Annotated in this window: 23 protein-coding genes; 9 read left to right on the top strand and 14 right to left on the bottom strand. The window is 67.9% G+C overall.

Annotated features, from left to right (window positions below; all coding sequences use genetic code 11):
* Positions 1-8: 8 nt before the first annotated feature.
* Positions 9-1,208, top strand: a complete 1,200-nt coding sequence (locus WG902_RS19580) for an arabinose transporter (RefSeq protein ID WP_340061882.1) — start codon at positions 9-11, stop codon at positions 1,206-1,208.
* A gap of 394 nt (positions 1,209-1,602) precedes the next feature.
* Complete coding sequence (locus WG902_RS19575) at positions 1,603-2,193, top strand: NnrU family protein (protein WP_340061881.1); 591 nt, start codon at positions 1,603-1,605, stop codon at positions 2,191-2,193.
* 155 nt (positions 2,194-2,348) lie between these two features.
* Here WG902_RS19575 and WG902_RS19570 read toward each other — a convergent pair whose 3' ends face one another.
* A complete protein-coding gene (locus WG902_RS19570; RefSeq protein ID WP_340061880.1) occupies positions 2,349-2,894 on the bottom strand; it encodes a DUF3455 domain-containing protein in 546 nt (181 codons plus the stop codon).
* Between the two features lie 236 nt (positions 2,895-3,130).
* On the opposite strand from WG902_RS19570, the gene WG902_RS19565 reads away from it, so the two are divergent.
* Complete coding sequence (locus WG902_RS19565; protein ID WP_340061879.1) at positions 3,131-3,379, top strand: hypothetical protein; 249 nt, start codon at positions 3,131-3,133, stop codon at positions 3,377-3,379.
* On the opposite strand, the gene WG902_RS19560 is transcribed toward WG902_RS19565, so the two are convergent.
* From WG902_RS19560 to minC, 5 genes are all read right to left on the bottom strand, one after another.
* Entirely contained in the window at positions 3,380-3,592 is a 213-nt protein-coding gene (locus tag WG902_RS19560; RefSeq protein WP_340061878.1) for a hypothetical protein, read from the bottom strand.
* Positions 3,593-3,637: 45 nt separating this feature from the next.
* Positions 3,638-4,129, bottom strand: a complete 492-nt coding sequence (locus tag WG902_RS19555; protein ID WP_340061877.1) for an SRPBCC family protein — start codon at positions 4,127-4,129, stop codon at positions 3,638-3,640.
* A gap of 176 nt (positions 4,130-4,305) precedes the next feature.
* Positions 4,306-4,572, bottom strand: a complete 267-nt coding sequence (gene minE / locus WG902_RS19550) for a cell division topological specificity factor MinE (protein ID WP_340061876.1) — start codon at positions 4,570-4,572, stop codon at positions 4,306-4,308.
* A gap of 1 nt (position 4,573) precedes the next feature.
* A complete protein-coding gene (gene minD, locus WG902_RS19545) occupies positions 4,574-5,389 on the bottom strand; it encodes a septum site-determining protein MinD (RefSeq protein ID WP_340061875.1) in 816 nt (271 codons plus the stop codon).
* A gap of 14 nt (positions 5,390-5,403) precedes the next feature.
* Positions 5,404-6,156 (bottom strand): septum site-determining protein MinC, encoded by a 753-nt coding sequence (gene minC, locus WG902_RS19540; protein ID WP_340061874.1) that lies wholly within the window; start codon positions 6,154-6,156, stop codon positions 5,404-5,406.
* 146 nt (positions 6,157-6,302) lie between these two features.
* Between minC and WG902_RS19535 the strand changes: the two genes are divergently transcribed.
* A complete protein-coding gene (locus WG902_RS19535; RefSeq protein ID WP_340061873.1) occupies positions 6,303-6,701 on the top strand; it encodes a hypothetical protein in 399 nt (132 codons plus the stop codon).
* A 36-nt stretch (positions 6,702-6,737) separates the two neighbouring features.
* On the opposite strand, the gene WG902_RS19530 is transcribed toward WG902_RS19535, so the two are convergent.
* The 4 genes from WG902_RS19530 to WG902_RS19515 are packed head-to-tail and all read right to left on the bottom strand — an operon-like array spanning position 6,738 to position 10,472.
* Complete coding sequence (locus WG902_RS19530; protein WP_340061872.1) at positions 6,738-7,415, bottom strand: DUF4130 domain-containing protein; 678 nt, start codon at positions 7,413-7,415, stop codon at positions 6,738-6,740.
* A gap of 54 nt (positions 7,416-7,469) precedes the next feature.
* Complete coding sequence (locus tag WG902_RS19525) at positions 7,470-8,408, bottom strand: lysylphosphatidylglycerol synthase domain-containing protein (RefSeq protein ID WP_340061871.1); 939 nt, start codon at positions 8,406-8,408, stop codon at positions 7,470-7,472.
* Complete coding sequence (gene clsB, locus WG902_RS19520) at positions 8,408-9,667, bottom strand: cardiolipin synthase ClsB (RefSeq protein WP_340061870.1); 1,260 nt, start codon at positions 9,665-9,667, stop codon at positions 8,408-8,410. Before clsB ends, WG902_RS19525 begins: the two co-directional genes overlap by 1 nt.
* Before the next feature lie 7 nt (positions 9,668-9,674).
* Positions 9,675-10,472: an endonuclease/exonuclease/phosphatase family protein gene (locus tag WG902_RS19515; RefSeq protein WP_340061869.1), complete on the bottom strand. Its 798-nt coding sequence runs from the start codon at positions 10,470-10,472 to the stop codon at positions 9,675-9,677.
* Between the two features lie 225 nt (positions 10,473-10,697).
* On the opposite strand from WG902_RS19515, the gene WG902_RS19510 reads away from it, so the two are divergent.
* Entirely contained in the window at positions 10,698-11,048 is a 351-nt protein-coding gene (locus tag WG902_RS19510; protein WP_340061868.1) for a hypothetical protein, read from the top strand.
* A gap of 64 nt (positions 11,049-11,112) precedes the next feature.
* Here WG902_RS19510 and WG902_RS19505 read toward each other — a convergent pair whose 3' ends face one another.
* On the bottom strand, positions 11,113-11,610 hold the full coding sequence (locus tag WG902_RS19505; RefSeq protein WP_340061867.1) for a Spy/CpxP family protein refolding chaperone: 498 nt from the start codon (positions 11,608-11,610) through the stop codon (positions 11,113-11,115).
* A gap of 276 nt (positions 11,611-11,886) precedes the next feature.
* On the opposite strand from WG902_RS19505, the gene WG902_RS19500 reads away from it, so the two are divergent.
* Entirely contained in the window at positions 11,887-12,165 is a 279-nt protein-coding gene (locus WG902_RS19500) for a hypothetical protein (RefSeq protein WP_340061866.1), read from the top strand.
* Between the two features lie 97 nt (positions 12,166-12,262).
* Here the strand turns inward: WG902_RS19500 and cueR are convergent, their stop codons facing one another.
* Together cueR and WG902_RS19490 are read right to left on the bottom strand one after the other, a co-directional pair.
* Entirely contained in the window at positions 12,263-12,670 is a 408-nt protein-coding gene (cueR, locus tag WG902_RS19495; protein WP_340061865.1) for a Cu(I)-responsive transcriptional regulator, read from the bottom strand.
* On the bottom strand, positions 12,667-12,861 hold the full coding sequence (locus WG902_RS19490) for a heavy-metal-associated domain-containing protein (protein ID WP_340061864.1): 195 nt from the start codon (positions 12,859-12,861) through the stop codon (positions 12,667-12,669). The genes cueR and WG902_RS19490 overlap by 4 nt, the downstream gene beginning before the upstream one ends.
* A gap of 145 nt (positions 12,862-13,006) precedes the next feature.
* Between WG902_RS19490 and WG902_RS19485 the strand changes: the two genes are divergently transcribed.
* Both WG902_RS19485 and WG902_RS19480 read left to right on the top strand, forming a co-directional pair.
* Positions 13,007-15,199: a heavy metal translocating P-type ATPase gene (locus WG902_RS19485; protein WP_340061863.1), complete on the top strand. Its 2,193-nt coding sequence runs from the start codon at positions 13,007-13,009 to the stop codon at positions 15,197-15,199.
* 96 nt (positions 15,200-15,295) lie between these two features.
* Complete coding sequence (locus tag WG902_RS19480) at positions 15,296-15,874, top strand: hemerythrin domain-containing protein (protein ID WP_340061862.1); 579 nt, start codon at positions 15,296-15,298, stop codon at positions 15,872-15,874.
* A 31-nt stretch (positions 15,875-15,905) separates the two neighbouring features.
* Here the strand turns inward: WG902_RS19480 and gstA are convergent, their stop codons facing one another.
* A complete protein-coding gene (gstA, locus tag WG902_RS19475) occupies positions 15,906-16,511 on the bottom strand; it encodes a glutathione transferase GstA (RefSeq protein ID WP_340061861.1) in 606 nt (201 codons plus the stop codon).
* A gap of 114 nt (positions 16,512-16,625) precedes the next feature.
* Here gstA and WG902_RS19470 point away from each other — a divergent pair, with 114 nt between their 5' ends.
* A complete protein-coding gene (locus tag WG902_RS19470) occupies positions 16,626-17,918 on the top strand; it encodes a hypothetical protein (protein ID WP_340061860.1) in 1,293 nt (430 codons plus the stop codon).
* Positions 17,919-17,983: the final 65 nt, after the last annotated feature.

The following is a 17,983-nucleotide window of genomic DNA, read 5'->3' as shown; positions in this document are numbered from 1 at the left end:
CCTAGCGCATGAAAAACGATTCCAACTCGCTGTTCTCGGCCTTCGGCCCGCTGCTGCCCTTCATGGCGGTGGTGTTCTTCGGCATCCTGGCCACCGCCATGACCCTGCCCGTCATCCCGCGCCACGTGCACGACGCGCTGGGGCAGGGCACGACGATGGTGGGCGTGGTGATGGGCGTGCAGTTCATCTCCGCTTTCTTCAGCCGCATGTGGGCCGGCCACGTGGCGGACGCGCAGGGGCCGCGGCGCGTGGCGGTGATGGGGATGCTGGCCGCGGCCAGTACGGGCATCGTGTACCTGGTGTCGCTGCAGTTCGCGGATCGTCCGCAGCTTGCCTTGGCATTGGTGATCGCGGCGCGGCTGCTCACCGGCATGGCGGAGAGTTTCCTCATCACCGGGCTGCTGGCCTGGTCGATGGCGCGGCTCGGTCCGGCGCACACGGGCAAGGTGCTGGGGTGGGTGGGGGTTGCGATCTTTGCTTCGTTCGGCGCCGCCGCGCCCCTGGGCGTGGCGCTGCACGAGCGGTTCGGGCTCGCCGGGCTGGCCATTGCAGCGATGCTGATTCCGCTGCTGCCCCTGGTGGGCGTGATGCTGATGCACGTGGAAAAGCCCGGCACGCACGAGCGTCCGCGGTTCCTGAGCGTGGTGCGCGACGTGAAGCTGCCGGGCCTGGGGCTGATGCTGTGCTCCAGCGCCTACGCAATGATCACCGTGTTTGCCGTGCTGCTGTTCGTGCAGCGGGGTTGGGGCGGCGGCGCCCTGGCGTTGACGGCGATGGGCGCGGGCTTCATCGTCGCGCGGCTGCTGTTCGGGCACCTGCCGGACCAGGTCGGCGGCGCGCGCGTGACGCTCTATGCGGCGCTGGTCGAGGCCCTGGGGCTGGCAATGATCTGGGCAGCACCCGGGCCGGAGGTGGCGTGGCTCGGTGCGGCGCTCGGAGGTGGCGGCTATGCGCTCGCCTTCCAGGCGCTGGGCGTGGAGGCGGTGCGACGCGCGCCGCCACAAAGCCGCGGCGCGGCGATGGGCGCCTATGTCGCGTTCCAGGACATCGCGATGGCGATGGCGGGGCCGGTGGGCGGCGTGTTCGCGCAGGCGATGGGGTTGGGCAGTGTGTTCCTGGTGGGAGCGGTGTCGGCGGCTGCGGGGATGTGGGTGGCCGTGCGGTTGATGGGGAATGGGAGCCCTGGGTCCCCGCCTTCGCGGGGCTGACGCACTGGTGTCAAGCCCCAAATTGCGCACGTCGCTCGCACGCAACCCCGCCGGAGGCGCCGAAATTTATTTTGCGTCTAACAAGCCTGTGGATGGTTCCGGCACAACCCGACGGTTATCCACACCGAATGGTCCAGCAGCGAAGTTGTTCATTTCTGTAGGACAGTTCCGACGCAGTCCTACACACAGTGGTGCAGGCCACGCAAGTGGCTGATGGGACAAGGGAAAAAGCGCCTTGTCCACAGCGCGGGCCGTCCCTTAGCTACTACTGCTATCTTGAATTAAAGAAATCTAAGAAGACATCCGCGGACAACCGACGTGGGGTCCGAAGGCCGCTTCAAGTCGGTTCGGCGATGGCGCAGAATCCGCCCTTCGCTGGTTGGAGGAGACCGTCATGCTGCTGCTCGTGCTGGGCCTGGTGCTGTTCTTGGGCGTGCATTCCACGCGCATCGTCGCCGACGGCTGGCGCACGTCGACGATCCGGCGCATCGGCGAGAAACCGTGGAAGGGGCTGTACGCGCTGGCGTCGATCGTCGGCTTCGCGCTGATCGTCTATGGCTTCGGCCTGGCGCGGCAGAACCCGGTGGTGCTGTGGCCGCAGCCGCCGGTGGCCACGCGGCACATCGCGGCGTTGCTGACGCTGCTGGCCTTCGTGCTGTTCTTCGCGCCGTACGTGCCGCGCAACCACTTCAAGGCCAGGCTGCGGCACCCGCAATTGATCGGCGTGAAGGTCTGGGCGCTGGCCCACCTGATCGCCAACAATACGCTGGCGGACCTGCTGCTGTTCGGCGGCTTCCTGCTGTGGGCGGTGCTGGCGTTCCGTGCCGCGCGCAAGCGCGATCGGGCGCTGGCGGCGGTGCCTCCGGCGGGGACGGCGATGGGCACGGCCATCACGGTGGCGATCGGTATCGTGGCGTGGGTCGCGTTTGCGTTCTGGGCGCACGCGCGGTGGATCGGGGTGGCGCCGATGGGGGTGAGTGCGTAGGGGAGAGGTGGGGACGCGCGTGCCCCTCACCCCGGCCCTCTCCCCGGAGGGGAGAGGGAGGAAGGCAGGGAGCCTGGATCCCCCCCTTCGCGGGGAGGACGTCACGGACCCGTAGGCCGGGTTCGCGAAGCGACCCCGGCATCCACGCGACCGACTCACATCGCCTTGTAGAAGATGTAATCGGCCTGGTACTGCACGACCTGGCGCGCGCCCAGGTTGTTGCCACCGCAGGCCATCGCCGGCGCCACGCCGCCTTGCGTGGACACGCGCTGGATGTACGTGACGCCGGTCATCGCGCCGTTGCCCATCGCGGGGTTGGCTTTCACCAGTTGCAGCGGGATGCTGCCGGCAGCCGCAGGGGACACGGCCACCTGGGTGGCGGTCAGCTTGGAGCCGTCCGTGTTCTCCCAGGTCGCCGGCGGGCCGTAGTAGCGGCCGATCTGCTTGCCGCTGCGGTCCATCAGGCGCGCATCGGGGCCGACGAAGAACCACTCGTACTCGCTCGCCGCATTGGCCTTGACGCGGCATTCGTACGTGATCGAGCCGACGCCGACCGTTTCCATCGCAACCCGGTTGCCGGCGGGCACTTGCACCGCGGCCGGCAGCATGGCCTGGTCGTAGCTGCGCATGGTGGCCATGGGTTGCATGGCGCAGGCGGCCAGCAGGGCCGTGGCGGTGAGGGTGAGGGCGAGGCGGAGCATGACGGGTCCTTGAGGGAGTGGTTCAGTCAAGGAGTACGCACGGGCTTTGGAAACGGATGTGACGCGCTGGGCCTGCGCCCCCACCCCGGCCCTCCCCCGGAGGGGAGGGAGGAAGACAGGGGAGGGGGAGGAAGACACGCCGCTGTCTGACAGCCATGCCGAGGCGACGTTCACAGAATCGTTCGAACACGAGACGAACCAACCGGGAATGACGAACCAGCTCAAGGAGAATTGGAATGACGCATCGCTACAAGAACCATCCCGAGGACGCACAGACGCCGCAGTCGGGCAAGGTGGCCAACGACAAGAACAAGACGGGGAGTGAGCCGCCGACGCAGAAGAACGAAGGCCGCAGGACGCCGGAGAGCCGGAACGATCGCGAAGACCACATCGGCGGGCAGTCCAACCAGAATCAGCTGCGCACCGGGCGCGCCGGTCAGGGGGACAAGGGCGGCCCTAAGAGCCGCACCGGCAACAAGCCGTGATCAGCGCGCGACCGGCAGCAGCAGGTCGGTGAACTCGAAGCAGCGCGCCAGGCCCAACTGGCAGCCCTGGGGGCGCCAGCGGCCATCCGCCTGCTTGGTGAAGTCCTGCGCGCCGCACAGCATGCGGCGCAGCACGGGGTCGAAGGAGTCCAGGGTATTCGGAGCCAAGCAGGCCTTGACGGTGCTGCCGGTGGCGAACGAGTCGGATGTCATGTGGCGATATTGTGCGCCGCACCAAGCCGCCAATCCAGCAACTTCCTAGAGTTGCACACCTATGCGGCGTGGAAACAACTCCCGCTCGATGCTGGCCAGCATGTTGACCCATCCTTTGCGGGTGGTCTCCTCGAGCATGCGGGCCTGTTCCGAGGCGCCCATCTCATGGGTGAGCACCAGTTCGCTGGCCTGCGGGCCGAGCGGGCTCACCTCGACCGTGACGCGCGTGGGGGACTCGTTGCCGAACGTCAGCACGCTGAATTCGAACACCAGCTTGCGCGGTCGCTCGATGACCAGGTACTTGCCCATGTGGACGACGTCGAAGACGCTCTCGTCCCCTTCGGCAGCGGGACGGCGGTCGGTGACCGTGAAGCCGCCGCCGACTTCCGGCTGGATCTCGCACTGCATGACGTTGCCGGTGCGGGTGCGAAACAGGAAGCGCGAGGCCTGGGCGGGAGTGATCCATGCATCGAACAGGCGCTCGGCAGGGGCGGCATAACGATGGGTGACACGGACGACGACGGCCGGGGAGCTCATCCGTGTATTGGGCGCCTGTCAAGCACCACCTGTCAACTGGTCAGGTGCGTAAAACGTTCGTCGAGGTGGCTTCGCCGACCCGACCTACCAGAAAGTCACACGTTCGCACGCGCAATTGGCAGCGAGTCACACGTTCGGACGCGTAGGTCGGGTTGCCGAAGGCACCCCGACACACATCAACGCGGCGCGTCCGGCAACTCGATCTTCACCTCCAGCACCTCCAGGTTGTCCTGGCGCTCCACGTTCACCTTCAGGTGGCTCGGATCGATCTTCACGTACTTGCTGATCACCGCCACCAGGTCGCGCTGCAGGGCAGGCAGGTAGTCCGGCGAGAAGCCGGGGTTGCGGCCGCTGCGCTCGTGCGCCAGGATGATCTGCAGCCGCTCCTTGGCGACGCTGGCCGTCTTCTTCTTTTCCCCGAGCAGGAAACGCAGGAAGGACATCTCATCTCCTCCCGAACAGGCGCTTCAGGAAGCCGGCCTTCTCGGCGTCGACGAAGCGCAGCGGCCGGTCCTCGCCCAGGAAGCGGGCGACGATGTCCTGGTAAGCCTCGCTGACGTCGGTGCCCTTCAGGTGCACGGCAGGCGTGCCCTGGTTGCTGGCCTGGAGCACCGATTCGCTTTCCGGCACCACGCCGATCAAGGGGATGCGCAGGATGTCCTGGATGTCTTCCAGCGACAACATGTGGCCCTGGTCGACGCGGCTCGGGTTGTAGCGGGTAATGAGAAGGTGTTCCTTGATGGGCTCCTTGCCGTCGATGGCGCGCTTGGTCTTGCTGGCCAGCATGCCGAGGATGCGGTCGGAGTCGCGCACCGAGGAGACCTCGGGGTTGGTCACCACCAGCGCCTCGTCGGCGAAATGCATGGCCATCAGCGCACCGGTTTCGATGCCGGCAGGCGAGTCGCAGACGATGTACTCGAAGCCCATCGCTGCCAGGTCGTTCAGCACCTTCTCGACGCCTTCCTTGCTGAGGGCTTCCTTGTCGCGGGTCTGGCTGGCGGCCAGCACCGACAGTTGCTCGTTGTGCTTGTCCTTGATCAGCGCCTGGTTCAACGTGGCCTCGCCGTGGATCACGTTGACGAAGTCGTAGACCACGCGGCGCTCGCAGCCCATGATCAGGTCCAGGTTGCGCAGGCCGACGTCGAAGTCGATGACCGCGGTCTTGTGTCCGCGCAGGGCCAGGCCGCTGGCGAAGCTGGCGCTGGTGGTGGTCTTGCCGACACCGCCCTTGCCGGAGGTGACGACGATGATCTTGGCCATGGGTGAGTGTTCCTTCAGGTGTTCAGTGCTTCCATCACCAGCTTGTCGTCGACCAGGCGGACCTGCGCGGGCTTGCCGCGCACGCTCCTGGGCAACGCGACTTCGCTGGTGCGGTAGACGCCGGCGATGGAGACCAGTTCGGGCTCCAGGCACAGCGTGAGAATGCGGGCGTCGGCATCGCCGCGCGCGCCGGCGATGGCCTTGCCGCGCAGTGGTGCATAGACGTGGATGTGCCCGTCGGCGATGACTTCCGCACCCGCGTTCACCATCGCCAGCACGACGACGTCGCGGCCGCGCGCGTAGACCTGCTGGCCGGAGCGCAGCGGCTTGTCGATGATGAGCGCGGAGGCGGGTATGGAAGCAACTGCAGGAGGGGCCTTCGGTTGTTCCTCTTCCTCCCTCCCCCTCTGGGGGAGGGTTGGGGTGGGGGCGCTGAGGGCGAGCGCGTCACCGCCGTCAGCCAACCCGGCACTTCGGGCGGCTTCCATCTGTTGAGCACTCCCCCCCTTCACCGCCACCGGCATCACCCGATACCCCCGCAGCATCTCGACCAGTCGCGCGAAATCCACCGGCGCATTGCCCACCGGCGCAAGGTCGATCACCAGGGGATCGTGGTCGAAGAAATCGGGGATGTCGCCGAAGCGGCCCCGAAGTTCCTGCGCGAGCAGGTCCAGGTCGTTCGACTTCAGCAGCAGGGCAACCAGCGGCAGGTTGGCGCTCTTGATCTCGAAGCTGGCAGGTGCGCGTCCTGCGACGGTGACGGTCATCGGTACTGCATGGGAACGCGGGAAGTTTAGCAGTGGCATGTAACGCAGATGTACGGCACACTCCTACGACAGCATGTGCCCCGCGCGTGCGCCGCACCGAACAGCGCAGGACGAGACTTCCTGCAACCGCTCGAAGGAGCCTGACCATGTCCCACCACCACCCCACCTACTGGCTCGGCGTCGCCGCCGTGCTGGGCCTCGCGCTGCTCGCGATGGAAGCCGCGGGCCAGTCTGCCAGCCAACCCAGCCCCAACGCCGGCGCGGTCTTCCAGGGCCGGCCGTTGATGTCAGGTGCGCAAGGCGGCCAGGGGGCGCAGGCCGGGCCTGCGCAAGGCGGCATCGGCCTGCAGGGTTCGGACGGCGCCGCACGCAAGCTGCGCGGCCCCAGCGACGTCCAGGACCAGGCGGGCCCGCTGCCGGCCACCGCATGCCCCGACGCGCCGCGCACGTCAACCGGCGAACAGCCGCTGTGCCTGCCGGATGTCCGCGACGAACGCCTCGATCGCCGCCGCACGGGCCTCGGGCTCGAGCCGGAGAAGCGCTGAGGGATGCACGGTCACCAGCACCTGCATCCCTTCGGGTCAGGCATGCGGAGCGAACACGCGCTCGTAGCAGCCTAGCCAGGCGTCGTCGCTGGCGGCGTGGCCAGGCAGCTGGGCGCGCGGCACGCCAGGCCCATACAGCAGCGCACCACCTTCGCAGCGCACGCTGCGGTCCGGCGTGAAGATCGCCCAGTGCGCCTGCGGGATGCGCTTGGAAAACCAGGGCGCCACCGCCTCCATCACGTGGTGCGCGGGCTCGTAGCTCCCGAGCTGCACCTCGTTGCCCGCGCCGTCGCGCACCAGCCGCATGCGCAGGTTCGCCTTCATCTTGTGGACGTCGCGCCGCACGGCGTGCGCCATGTGCTGCGCCTGCTGCATGTCGGCATCCAACGGCGCGTTGCGCAGTCCCGGCTCGTGCACCAGCCGCCACAGCAAGCGATAGAGAAGCGCGAAGCGCTCGGGGTCGCGATGCAGCACCACGAATTCGCACAGGCGGGTGAAGGACGCCGGGACGATGGCGGTGGCCGCGCGCGCGACGTTGCGGGGCCGGCTCGCCAACGGCGATTGCGGGTCCGTGTATTCAGCCGGGGGCTGCAGTTGCCACTGCACTTCCTCCGGCGGCACTTGATGTGCGAGCAGCTGGCGAGCCTCCGACCGGAACCCGGCGAGGTCGGTCTGTCCCACCAGCGTCGCTTCGGTACAGCTATGCGTCTCCATGTCGGAATTGTGGGTTGGATTGGAATCGGCGGGGCATCGAAGTATGCAATTGCTTCAAGTGGCGGGCACGTGCTTGCGTGTCCTTACCTCAACCTTGAGGTACAGCAAGGCGCCAACTGCCAGCGGGATGAGGTAGAACAGCGCACGGTAGGCCAGCAGTGCGCCGAGCAGTTGGGGCTCGGGGATGCGATGCGACAGCAGCGCAACGAACACGGCCTCGACGACGCCGAGCCCGCCGGGGATGTGCGTGATCACGCCTGCGATGGCAGCCATCAGCAGCACTTGCAGCGCCGTCGCGTAGTCGACCTGGCCTTGCAGCAGGACCCAGGGCACCGCGGCCAGCGTGAGCCAGTGCGCCGAGGAGATGCCGACCTGGCACATCGCCATGCGGATGCTGGGCAGCTCGATCTCCTGGCCCCGCACCGTCCAGCTTCGCCGCGGGGAGAACGCGCACATGCCCAGGTAGACGGCGCAGCATGAGAGCAGGCCGACGCCCAGCAACTGCAGCTCGGCGTTGTCCAGTTCCCAGTGCGGCGGCAGCTGCATCGGGGCGATGGTGAACACCAGCCCGGCCAGCAGGATGTACCCCAGCCAGTTGGTGAGCATCGACATCGTGACGATGCGGGTGATGATCCCGTACCGAATGCCGAGCCTGGAATAAAGCCGGTAGCGAAAGCCGATGCCGCCCACCAGCGAGCCCAGGTTCAGGTTGAAGGCGAAGCTGATGAAGCTGACCTGCATCACCTTGCGTTTGGGCAGGCGGTGGCCTGTGTAGCGGCGCCCCACCAGGTCGATCAGGCTGTACATGAGATGCGCGCCGGCGGCGAGCGCGAAGGCGGTCAGCAGCACCTCGCGCGGCAACTCCAGCACGCTTTGCTTCACCTGCCCCCAATCCACCGTGCGGGCGTAGCGCACCAGCAGCGTCGCGACCACCAGCAGGAAGGCCAGGCCGAGCAGCCGCTGGGCCCACGACCACCAGGGATGCTTGCGCATCAACCCTTCTCCCTGGCCGTGTCGCCGAACGCGGTGGACAGCACGGGCTTGCTCGCGCTCGGCGCGGCGGGCAGCAGGCGCGGCACGTGCCGCGGCAGCCATTGCGCCCAGCGCGGATAGCGGCGCGTGAAGTGGTAGGCCAGGAAACTTTGCACCAGCGGCCAGCCTTTCAGCTCGCCGAGGGACTGCTCGGTGATCTCGTTGCAGGCGCTGCACATCAACTTGTCCAGGTTGGACGCCAGCGTCTGCGTGAACGCGCGGTCGCGGATGATGACGTTCGCCTCGAGGTTGAACGACAGGCTCATGGGGTCGAGGTTGCTCGAGCCCACCGTGCACCAGTCGTCGTCCATGACGGCCACCTTGCCGTGCAGCGGCCGCTCGCAGTACTCGTAGATGCGCACACCGGCGTGCAGCAGGTGGTGGTACAGCATGCCCGCCGCCGTCTTGACGAACGCCATGTCGGGCTGTCCCTGCAGGATGAGGCGCACGTCGACGCCGCGGCGCGCGGCCCGCTTGAGCTCCTTGATGAAGCGGTAGCCGGGGAAGAAGTACGCGTTGGCAATGACGATGCGCTTCCTGGCCGAGCGGATGGCGATGAGATAGTGCCGCTCGATGTCGTTGGTGTGCTGGCGGTTGTCGCGCGTGACGAACATCGCGTCGGCGCTGCCTTGCGGGGGCACCGAGTCGGGTGCGGCGCGGATGTGCTTGCGCGAGCGCCACCACTGCCGCTTTTCACGCTGGTAGCGCTGGCCCTCCGCCAGCGCCGCATGGCAGAAGCGGTGGATCTCGGCCACCAGCGGACCGTGGATTTCCACGGCGTAGTCCTGCTTGGCCTCGGGGCCGTAGTCGCCCAGGTGGTCGGCCGAGTAGTTGATGCCGCCGACGAAAGCCACCTCGCGGTCGATCACCGCGATCTTGCGGTGCATGCGGCGCAGCAGGTGCGGCCGCAAACCGAACGGGCGCGGTCCCGGGTTGAAAGAATGGACGCGCACGCCTGCCGCACGCAAGGCGCCGAGGAAGTCCTCGGACAGGTCCGGCGAGCCCCAGTCGTCGATGGTGATGTCCACCTGCGCGCCGCCCTTGGCGGCGGCGATCAACGCCGCCTTCAGTTGCAGGCCGACCTTGTCCTCGAACAGGATGAAGGTTTCGACGACCACTTCGCGCCTGGCCTTTGCGATGCAGTCGAACACGCGCGGGAAGAACTCCTCGCCGTTTTCCAGCAAGGTGAAATCGTTGCCCGAGATCCAGCGTCTTTCCATGGCGGGCTCACAGGTGGATTTCGGCCACCAGCGGTGCGTGGTCGGACAGGTGCGACCAGGGCTTGCGGGGCAACACCACCGGCAGGTGCACGGAGCAGTTGCGCACGTAGATGCGGTCCAGCGACAGCACCGGGAAGATGGCAGGGAAGGTCTTGGCGGATTCGCCATACGCCGTGACGAAGATCTCGCGCAGCCCGGCGCCGTTCCACAGCAGGTCGTTGGCGCGGCGCCGCCAGTCGTTGAAGTCGCCGGCCACGATCAGCGGTGCGTCGGCCGGGATCTCGGTGTGCGTGATCTCGCACAGCAGTTCCAGCTGCTGCTGCCGATGCGACTCGGCCAGGCCCAGGTGGACGCAGATGACGTGGATCTCCTTGTCGCACCCCGGCACGTTGATCTGGCAATGCAGCAGCCCGCGCTTTTCGGGACCCGCGATGGAGATGTCGTGGTTCTGGTGCTGGGAGATCGGGAACTTGGACATCACGGCGTTGCCGTGGTGGCCCTTGGGATACACCATGTTGCGGCCATAGGCGAACTGCGGCCAGATGCTGTCGGCGAGGAATTCGTACTGGCCGGCCTCGGGCGAGTCCTCCAGCCGCTTGCCGTGCACGTCGTGCATGCCCAGCACCTCCTGCATGAACACGATGTCCGCGCCCACCTTGCGGACGGCGTCGCGCAGCTCCGGCAGGATGAAGCGGCGGTTGAAGGTGGTGAAGCCCTTGTGGATGTTGACCGTCATGACGGTCAACCGCATTCCGGTCGACTGCTGCTCGGGTACCGCCGCCAAGGGCTGGCTGAGGTCGCTCATGCTCTGTTGAACTTCGTTCTGGTGGGGTCACAGTTGTAAATGGGGGGCGGCCGGCCGACCGTAGGACGCCTAGCCAAGCTTTTGTCTCGCATCACCTCCGGACCGATCTCTCCTACGGCCATGGCCGTGCACGTCCGATAGGCTTGGGCCGCGATCGATCCAGACTGTCTTCACACCAACCCGGCGCCTGCCGGGCCGATAAACAGATCAGTTCGGAGCTTTCCCATGAAACATTCTTCCCTCACCCGCGCCTTGTTCATTGCCGGCGCCATCGCCGCGGCCGGCGTCGCCCAGGCCGAAACCTACGACTCGCCCATGCAGGCCGGCGAAGCCAGCACCATGACCGGCGGCGCGCCCAATGCGCGGACCACCAACTCGCCGTACAGCGACAACACGGTCATCGTCGACACGCGCGTGCTGGGCGCCGGTCCCGTGATCCTGGTTCCCCAGGGCACGACCGTCCAACCGGGCACCACCTACATCTACACCGCCCCGGCCCCGGTGATGGAGCACCCCAGCGTGCAATGGCAGGGCCACCGCGGCTATTCCGCCCCCGGCTCCTACTACGGTGACTGAGCGCGCGAGCGCCGATGAAAAAAAGCCTGGCATTGCCAGGCTTTTTCTTTTGCGCGATGGGCTGTCAGCCGCGGTGCGAGAAGCCTCGCTTGCCGTGGTGGTGCATGGCGAAGCGAAGGCTCGCCTCGTCGAACGCCTTCTGCTGTTCCGCAGTGAGCGCGGCGTAGAAGCTCTTGGTGGCGTCCAGCCGGCGGTCGATCTCTGCGTTGCGCAGCGTGCGCGCAGCCCGCATCCGGTCGATGCGCTCCGGCGTCGTCAGCGCCGCGAGCTCGGCGCGGCTGGAGCGTTGCATCTTCGTTCCGGGCTGGACGGCGCCGGCCCAGGCATTCCAGGCGGACTCCTGCGCGGGGGTGATCTGCAATTGCTGCTTGAGCTTGCCGAGCTTGCGCTCGACCTTCTTTTGCATGAAGTCGCGGCGCTGGTCAGGGTTGTCGGCGGCGCGCTCGGCCGCTGGCGGCTGAGCCTGGGTGTCGGCAGACGGCGTTTGCGACTGGGCGACCGCGGCAAGGCCCAGGCTGCCGACGAGGCCGGCGACGACTAAGTGGCGCTGCAGGGAGTTCATCGTTGGGTCCTTTCTGGAGGCGGGCTCGGGTGTCCCGTCGCGTGGCAGTTTCTGCCGCGGCTGTATCCCATCCATATGCGACCGGTGACGCTGAGGTAAAGACGTCACGGCCCGTGGGTCTACAGGATGGGTCGAACCGCTCCTACGGCAAGCGTCCGCTGTGGGGGACGGACGCCACGGCCGGGTACCGCCACAGTGAAGCCCAACTTACGCCGATGTGAAGGACCCATCATGACGAACAAGGCTTTTGTGCGAGCAGCAGCGGCTGGAGCCTTGGTGGCCGCGGCCTGGAGCGGCGCGGCTGTCGCGCAAACGCAAGCGCCGTTGCAGCCGCAACCCCTGACCATGACCGATACGGCCCCGGCGCCCGCCAGCGAACGTTCGAGCATGGGTGCGGTGATCCTGATGGACCAGCCGGTGCTGGCGCAACGCGAAGCGATGCTGGCCGTGAAGGAGCGTTCCGCCGTCGACACCCGCTCGATGGGCGCCGGCCCGGCGCGCGTGCTGCGCGACGTGCAAGTGGAGCAGGGGAAGGTCAAGGAGCCGAAGAAATAACGGGCTGTGTCATCCCCGCGAAGGCGGGGACCAGGGCTTTCAGGCATTTGAATTCGGGAGCCCTGGGTTCCCGCCTCCGCGGGAATGACGCGTGGGCCTATTTCGCCAGTTCCTCCAGGATCGGGCACTCCGGGCGCTCGTCCCCGTGACAGCAGTGGATCAGGTGACCCAGCGTGCGCTGCATTTCCTGCATCGCCGCTATCCGCCTGGCCAGGTCGTCGGCGTGCTTCTGCGCCACGCGCCTGACGTTCGCACTGGCGCGTCGCCGGTTCTGCCACAGGCTGACCAACTCCCCGATCTCCTCCATCGAGAAGCCCAGGTCGCGCGACCGCTTGATGAAACGCAGCGTGTGCACGTCCGCCTCGGCGTATTGCCGGTAGCCGCTGTCCGTGCGCCCCACCCGCGGCAGCAGGCCCAGGCTTTCGTAATGCCGGACCATCTTGGCGGACACGCCGGACAGGCGTGCCGCATCGCCGATGTTCACCGGCCAGGCCGCGTTCGTCATGTGACCTTGTAGCCTTCTTCCTCGATCGCCCGGGCGATCGCCGCGCGATCCTGCTGCGACTGCACCTGGACCTTGCCGCTGGGCAGGTCCACCTGCACCTCTGCCTGCGGGTCCAGCGATCGCACCGCTTCGGTCACGCTCCTGACGCAATGGCCGCAGCTCATGCCTTGGACCTGGAATGCCTGGTTCATGGTTCTCGTCCTTTCTGGAAACAGCCGCAGCTTGAATCCTCCCATCATGGTAAGGTCAATGGCTCGCGTACCAACCCTTCGGCACGCAAGGTTGATCTGGATCAAGGCTTGACCTTCCCATGATGGCAAGGTCGATGCTGACGCCATGAACACTTCCACTGCCGCCGTTCCCGCCTCGCTCGATCTCGGCGTGGGCGGCATGACCTGCGCATCCTGCGTCAACCGCGTGGAGCGCGCGCTGAAGAAGGTGCCCGGCGTGCGCGATGCCACCGTCAACCTGGCCACCGAATCCGCCCGTGTGACCTACGCTCCGTCGGACGAGATGGAGGCGCAGCTGCGCCGGGCCGTGCGCAACGCCGGCTACGAGCCGCGGGCCGCCGATGCGCCGATGGAGGCGGACCCGTCGCCCTGGCACGGCTTCCTGCCGGTCGCGCTGGGACTGCTGCTGTCGCTGCCCCTGATGGTGCCGATGGTGGGCGACCTGTTGGGGCGGCACTGGATGCTGCCTGCTTGGCAACAGTTCCTGCTGGCCACGCCGGTGCAGTTCGTGCTGGGAGCGCGCTTCTACCGGGCGGGCTGGCATGCGCTGAAGGCAGGCACCGGCAACATGGACCTGCTGGTGGCCATCGGCACCAGCGCCGGCTGGGGCTTGTCCGTGTGGCTGTGGCTGGCACAAGGACAGGACCATCTGTATTTCGAAGCCTCCGCCGTCGTCGTCACGCTCGTGCTGCTGGGCAAGTGGCTGGAGACGCGTGCCAAGCGGCAGACCACGACGGCCATCCGCGCGCTGCAGTCGCTGCGGCCGGAAGTGGCGCACGTGCTGCTGCGTTCGGGCGGCGAGGCGGACCTGCCGCTGGCCGAAGTGCTGTCCGGCGACCAGCTGGTGGTGCGGCCCGGGGAGCGCGTGCCCGCCGACGGCGTGGTGGAGCAGGGCGACACGCACGTCGACGAGTCCATGCTCACCGGTGAGCCGCTGCCGGTGAGCAAGGGCGTGGGCGCGCGCGTCACCGGCGGCAGCATCAACGCCGAAGGCCGCTTCGTCATGCGTGCCACGGCCGTCGGCAAGGAAAGCGTGCTGGCCCGCATCATCCGGCTGGTGGAAGACGCGCAGGCGGCCAAGGCGCCGATCCAGCGGATGGTCGACCAGGTGTCGGCGGTGTTCGTGCCGGTGGTGCTGGGGCTGGCGGTCGCGACGCTGGCCGGCTGGCTGTGGGTCGGCGCGGACGCGGAAGAGGCGCTGATCCACGCCGTCGCCGTGCTGGTGATCGCCTGTCCGTGTGCGCTCGGGCTGGCCACGCCGGCGGCCATCATGGCCGGCACCGGTGTCGCCGCGCGGCAGGGCATCCTGATCAAGGACGCCGAGGCGCTGGAGCGCGCGCACCGCGTCGACACCGTGGCCTTCGACAAGACCGGCACGTTGACGGTGGGGCAGCCGCGGCTGGTGGCCTTCGTCCCCGTGCCTGGCGCCGACGAGAACGACCAGCTGGCGGTGGCCGCCAGTTTGCAAAGCGGCAGCGAGCACCCGTTGGCGCGCGCGGTGGTGGGCGCGGCCAGGGACCGCGGCATCGCCTTCGTGGCGCCGGACAGCGTGCGCGCGGTGGCCGGCCGCGGCACCGAAGGCGAAGTCGGCCACCGCAGCTTCCTGATCGGCAGCCTGCGCTGGATGCAGGAACTGCAGGTGCCGCTGGCGCCGGTGCAGGCGCAAGTGGATCGCCTGCAAGGCGAAGGCGCGACCTTGTCGGCGCTGGTGGAGCGCGTCACCGGCGGCCTGGCGCTGCGCGCGCTGATGGCCTTTGCCGACGAGCCCAAGCCGGGCGCCGCGCCAGCCATCGGGCTGCTGCGTGCGCGGGGCTTGCGGCTGCTGATGATCTCCGGTGACAACCGGGCCGCGGCGCACGCGATGGCGCGTCGCCTGGGGCTGACGCCGGACGAGGTGCAGGCCGAGGTGCTGCCGGGCGAGAAGGCGACGCGGGTGGCGGCGCTGCGCGAAGGCGGACACGTGGTGGCGATGGTCGGCGACGGCGTGAACGACGCGCCCGCGCTGGCGGCGGCGGATGTCGGCATTGCAATGGGCACCGGCACCGACGTGGCCATGCACGCGGCGGGCATCACGCTGATGCGCGGTGACGTCGGGCTGGTGGCGGGCGCGCTCGACATCTCGCACCGCACGGTGGTGAAGATCCGCCAGAACCTGTTCTGGGCGTTCGCGTACAACGTGGCCGGCATCCCGCTGGCCGCGCTGGGCTACCTGAACCCGGTGGTGGCGGGCGCGGCGATGGCGCTGTCGAGCGTGAGCGTGTTGACGAATGCGTTGTTGTTGAAGCGGTGGCGGCTTTGACGCCGGGGTGACGCCAGGAACCCCAGCTTGCGTTGACGTACATCAAGCGCGTTGTCGCCGCGGCGTGCGATTCTGGCGCTGCATCAGGAGACCACCATGCCCCGCCCCGCCCTGCAGATCATCCGCGACGAGCACGCCGCTGTTTCCGCCGTCCTGCGCTCCATGCTGCAGATGCTGGAACGGGGACCGGACGACGAGCCCATCCGCTTCTTCGACGTGCTGCGGGCCATGCTGTTCTATATCGACGAGTTCCCCGAACGCCGGCACCACCCCAAGGAATCCGACCTGCTGTTTCCCAAGCTCGTGCGCGTGGCGCCGGAGCTGATGACGGTGATCGCGCAGCTGGAGGACGACCACGTGCGCGGCGAGCATCGCGTGCGCGCGTTGCAGCACCAGCTGCTGGCGTGGGAGCTGCTCGGCGACAGCCGCCGCGCAGCCTTCGAGGACGCGGCACGCACGTACGTCGCCTTCTACCTCGCGCACATGCGAACCGAGGAGACGCAGCTGCTGCCGTTCGCGGAGCGGCTTTCCCCGCAGGACTGGGACGAGCTGAACACCGCCTTTGCGCAGCACGTGGATCCGTTGGTGACCGGCACCCACGACCCCGCATACGACCGCCTGTTCACACGCATCGTGATGCGGACGCCGGCGCCGATCGGCGTTGGGGCGGAGTGACGGGCTTCGTCACCCCCGCGGAAATGACGACTCAGGCCAGCTTCTCCACCTTCAAGGCCTCCTGCACCGCCGGCCGCGCCTCCACGCGGGCGTGGTGCGCCAGCAGGTTCGGGTAGGCGGAGAGGTCGATCGACATCGGCTTGGACCAGCGCGTCACCGTGTACAGGTAGGCGTCGGCCACGGAGAACGCGTCGCCCATCAGGTAGTCCTTGCCCTGCAGCTCCTTGTCGACGAACTGGAAGCGGTTGGCCAGGCGCTCGCGATAGACCTTCTTTCCCTCCTCCGGCATCGCGGGGTTGAACAGCGGCGAGAAGGACTTGTGGATCTCGGTGCCGATGAACGTCAGCCACTCCTGCAGGCGGTAGCGCTGCAAGGTTCCGTTGGCGGGGGCCAGGTTGCGCGCCGGCACCTGGTCGGCGATGTACTGCACGATGGCCGGGCCTTCGCGCAGGCGCGTACCGTCATCCAGTTCCAGCAGCGGCACGTAACCCAGCGGGTTGACCGTGTAGTAGTCGGTGCCGTCGGGCAGCTTGTGCGTCTTGGTCGGCGCCATCACCGGCTCGAAGGCCAGGCCCGCTTCGCGCAGCACGATATGTGGTGACAGGGAGCAGGCGCCGGGGGAGTAATAAAGCTTCATCGCGTTGTCCTTCGGGTTGTGTGGGTGTTGTTGGCAGGTGAAAAATCGATGCTAGCGAATGCCGGCAAGCCTTGCTCGCTTGGGGCTGCTCGCCCGCTTGGCCACAATGCAGTCATGGTGCGCATCGTGAAATGGCTGGCCGCTGCCCTGGCGCTCGGCGTGTTGCTGCTGGCCGGCGTGGCCATGGCGTTGCAATTCTGGCTGCGCACCGATGACTTTCGCAGCCGGGTGGAGCGTGACGCCTCGGCCGCGCTGGGCGCGCCGCTGAAACTCGGTCGCCTGTCGGTCGACTTGTGGCCGCTGCCAGCCGTCGCCGCCGACGACGTGCGGCTGCTGACGAGGCCGCCGCTCACCATCGGCCGCATCGAGGCGCGGCCGAGCTGGATGGCGCTGCTGGGCGGCCGCCTCGAAGTCGCCACGCTGATCGCGCGCAAGGCTGTGTTGCCCGAGACCGCCATCGACTTCGTCGGCAGCGCGATGCAGATGAAGAAGAACAAGGGGCCGGCCGGGCGGACGGGCGGCAAGCCCAGCGAGAAGGCCGAGCCCGGCACCGCCTCCCTGACGCTGCGCCGCGTGGTGCTGGACCAGGTCACCTGGATCGACGCGAAAGGCGTGCGCGCCACGGTCAACGCGGAAATGAACCTGGGCGGGGACGGCCTGCTGGACGAGGCCTCCGTCGACGTCGTGCAGGGACGCTTCGCCGGCGCCAAGGGCTCGATCCGGCGCAAGGGCTCACAGTGGCCGCTACGCGTCGCCATCGGCGGCGGCGAGATCACCGGCAACCTGCAGCTGCAGCCGGGCAAGACGGCCGGCGTGCTGCAACTGGTCGGCCTGATCAGCACCGACAAGGTGGAGATCGCTGCACTGACGGCGCCGGACAAGCCGCTCACCGGCAAGCTGCAGGCCCAGACCACCTTGCGGGCCGAGTTCAAGGACGTGGGCCAGCTGCGCGACGCGCTGAAGACCGAGACCCGCTTCACCGTTCGCGATGCGGTGCTGCAGAAGCTCGACTTGCTGAAGGCGGTGCAGACGATCGGCCTGAGCCGTGGCGGCACCACGCAGCTGGATGTGCTGGCGGGCACGGTCACCACCCAGGGCAAGGCCGTGCAGCTGACGAACCTGGTGGCGACCTCCGGCATGCTGTCAGCGACCGGCAACGTGTCGATCGCCGCCGACAAGGCGCTCAGTGGCCGCGTGAACGTGGACGTGGCGGCGACCGGTGGCACCATGGGCGTGCCGCTGGCGGTGGGTGGCACCACCGACGATCCCAGCGTCATGCTGACGCGCGGGGCGATGCTGGGGGCGGCGCTCGGCACGCTGGTCGCGCCGGGTGCGGGCACGGCGGTCGGCGCCTCGGCCGGCAACCGCCTCGGCGACGCGCTCGGAGGGCTGTTCGGCGGAAAGTAGCCGGTGGCTCGGCGGTCTGGCGGCGTCCTACTTGCTGACGCGACAGCAGACTATCGCCCTTGGCT

The organism is Ramlibacter sp. PS3R-8 (assembly GCF_037572435.1).
In the GTDB taxonomy this organism is placed as follows: Bacteria; Pseudomonadota; Gammaproteobacteria; order Burkholderiales; family Burkholderiaceae_C; genus Ramlibacter.
The sequence above is the reverse complement of the archived record's forward strand: the minus strand, read 5'-3'. Positions and strand labels throughout refer to the sequence as shown.

What these genes read in the sequence shown, in the direction of transcription:
- WG902_RS19580 (WP_340061882.1), top strand. Translation starts at nt 9, where the DNA reads ATGAAAAACGATTCCAACTCGCTGTTCTCGGCCTTCGGCCCGCTGCTG.
- WG902_RS19510 (WP_340061868.1), top strand. Translation starts at nt 10,698, where the DNA reads ATGAAACATTCTTCCCTCACCCGCGCCTTGTTCATTGCCGGCGCCATC.
- WG902_RS19565 (WP_340061879.1), top strand. Translation starts at nt 3,131, where the DNA reads ATGACGCATCGCTACAAGAACCATCCCGAGGACGCACAGACGCCGCAG.
- gstA (WP_340061861.1), bottom strand. Translation starts at nt 16,511, where the DNA reads ATGAAGCTTTATTACTCCCCCGGCGCCTGCTCCCTGTCACCACATATC.
- WG902_RS19480 (WP_340061862.1), top strand. Translation starts at nt 15,296, where the DNA reads ATGCCCCGCCCCGCCCTGCAGATCATCCGCGACGAGCACGCCGCTGTT.
- WG902_RS19525 (WP_340061871.1), bottom strand. Translation starts at nt 8,408, where the DNA reads ATGCGCAAGCATCCCTGGTGGTCGTGGGCCCAGCGGCTGCTCGGCCTG.
- WG902_RS19560 (WP_340061878.1), bottom strand. Translation starts at nt 3,592, where the DNA reads ATGACATCCGACTCGTTCGCCACCGGCAGCACCGTCAAGGCCTGCTTG.
- minE (WP_340061876.1), bottom strand. Translation starts at nt 4,572, where the DNA reads ATGTCCTTCCTGCGTTTCCTGCTCGGGGAAAAGAAGAAGACGGCCAGC.
- WG902_RS19555 (WP_340061877.1), bottom strand. Translation starts at nt 4,129, where the DNA reads ATGAGCTCCCCGGCCGTCGTCGTCCGTGTCACCCATCGTTATGCCGCC.
- clsB (WP_340061870.1), bottom strand. Translation starts at nt 9,667, where the DNA reads ATGGAAAGACGCTGGATCTCGGGCAACGATTTCACCTTGCTGGAAAAC.
- WG902_RS19470 (WP_340061860.1), top strand. Translation starts at nt 16,626, where the DNA reads ATGGTGCGCATCGTGAAATGGCTGGCCGCTGCCCTGGCGCTCGGCGTG.
- WG902_RS19535 (WP_340061873.1), top strand. Translation starts at nt 6,303, where the DNA reads ATGTCCCACCACCACCCCACCTACTGGCTCGGCGTCGCCGCCGTGCTG.
- WG902_RS19485 (WP_340061863.1), top strand. Translation starts at nt 13,007, where the DNA reads ATGAACACTTCCACTGCCGCCGTTCCCGCCTCGCTCGATCTCGGCGTG.
- WG902_RS19570 (WP_340061880.1), bottom strand. Translation starts at nt 2,894, where the DNA reads ATGCTCCGCCTCGCCCTCACCCTCACCGCCACGGCCCTGCTGGCCGCC.
- WG902_RS19530 (WP_340061872.1), bottom strand. Translation starts at nt 7,415, where the DNA reads ATGGAGACGCATAGCTGTACCGAAGCGACGCTGGTGGGACAGACCGAC.
- WG902_RS19515 (WP_340061869.1), bottom strand. Translation starts at nt 10,472, where the DNA reads ATGAGCGACCTCAGCCAGCCCTTGGCGGCGGTACCCGAGCAGCAGTCG.
- WG902_RS19575 (WP_340061881.1), top strand. Translation starts at nt 1,603, where the DNA reads ATGCTGCTGCTCGTGCTGGGCCTGGTGCTGTTCTTGGGCGTGCATTCC.
- WG902_RS19490 (WP_340061864.1), bottom strand. Translation starts at nt 12,861, where the DNA reads ATGAACCAGGCATTCCAGGTCCAAGGCATGAGCTGCGGCCATTGCGTC.
- WG902_RS19505 (WP_340061867.1), bottom strand. Translation starts at nt 11,610, where the DNA reads ATGAACTCCCTGCAGCGCCACTTAGTCGTCGCCGGCCTCGTCGGCAGC.
- cueR (WP_340061865.1), bottom strand. Translation starts at nt 12,670, where the DNA reads ATGACGAACGCGGCCTGGCCGGTGAACATCGGCGATGCGGCACGCCTG.
- minC (WP_340061874.1), bottom strand. Translation starts at nt 6,156, where the DNA reads ATGACCGTCACCGTCGCAGGACGCGCACCTGCCAGCTTCGAGATCAAG.
- minD (WP_340061875.1), bottom strand. Translation starts at nt 5,389, where the DNA reads ATGGCCAAGATCATCGTCGTCACCTCCGGCAAGGGCGGTGTCGGCAAG.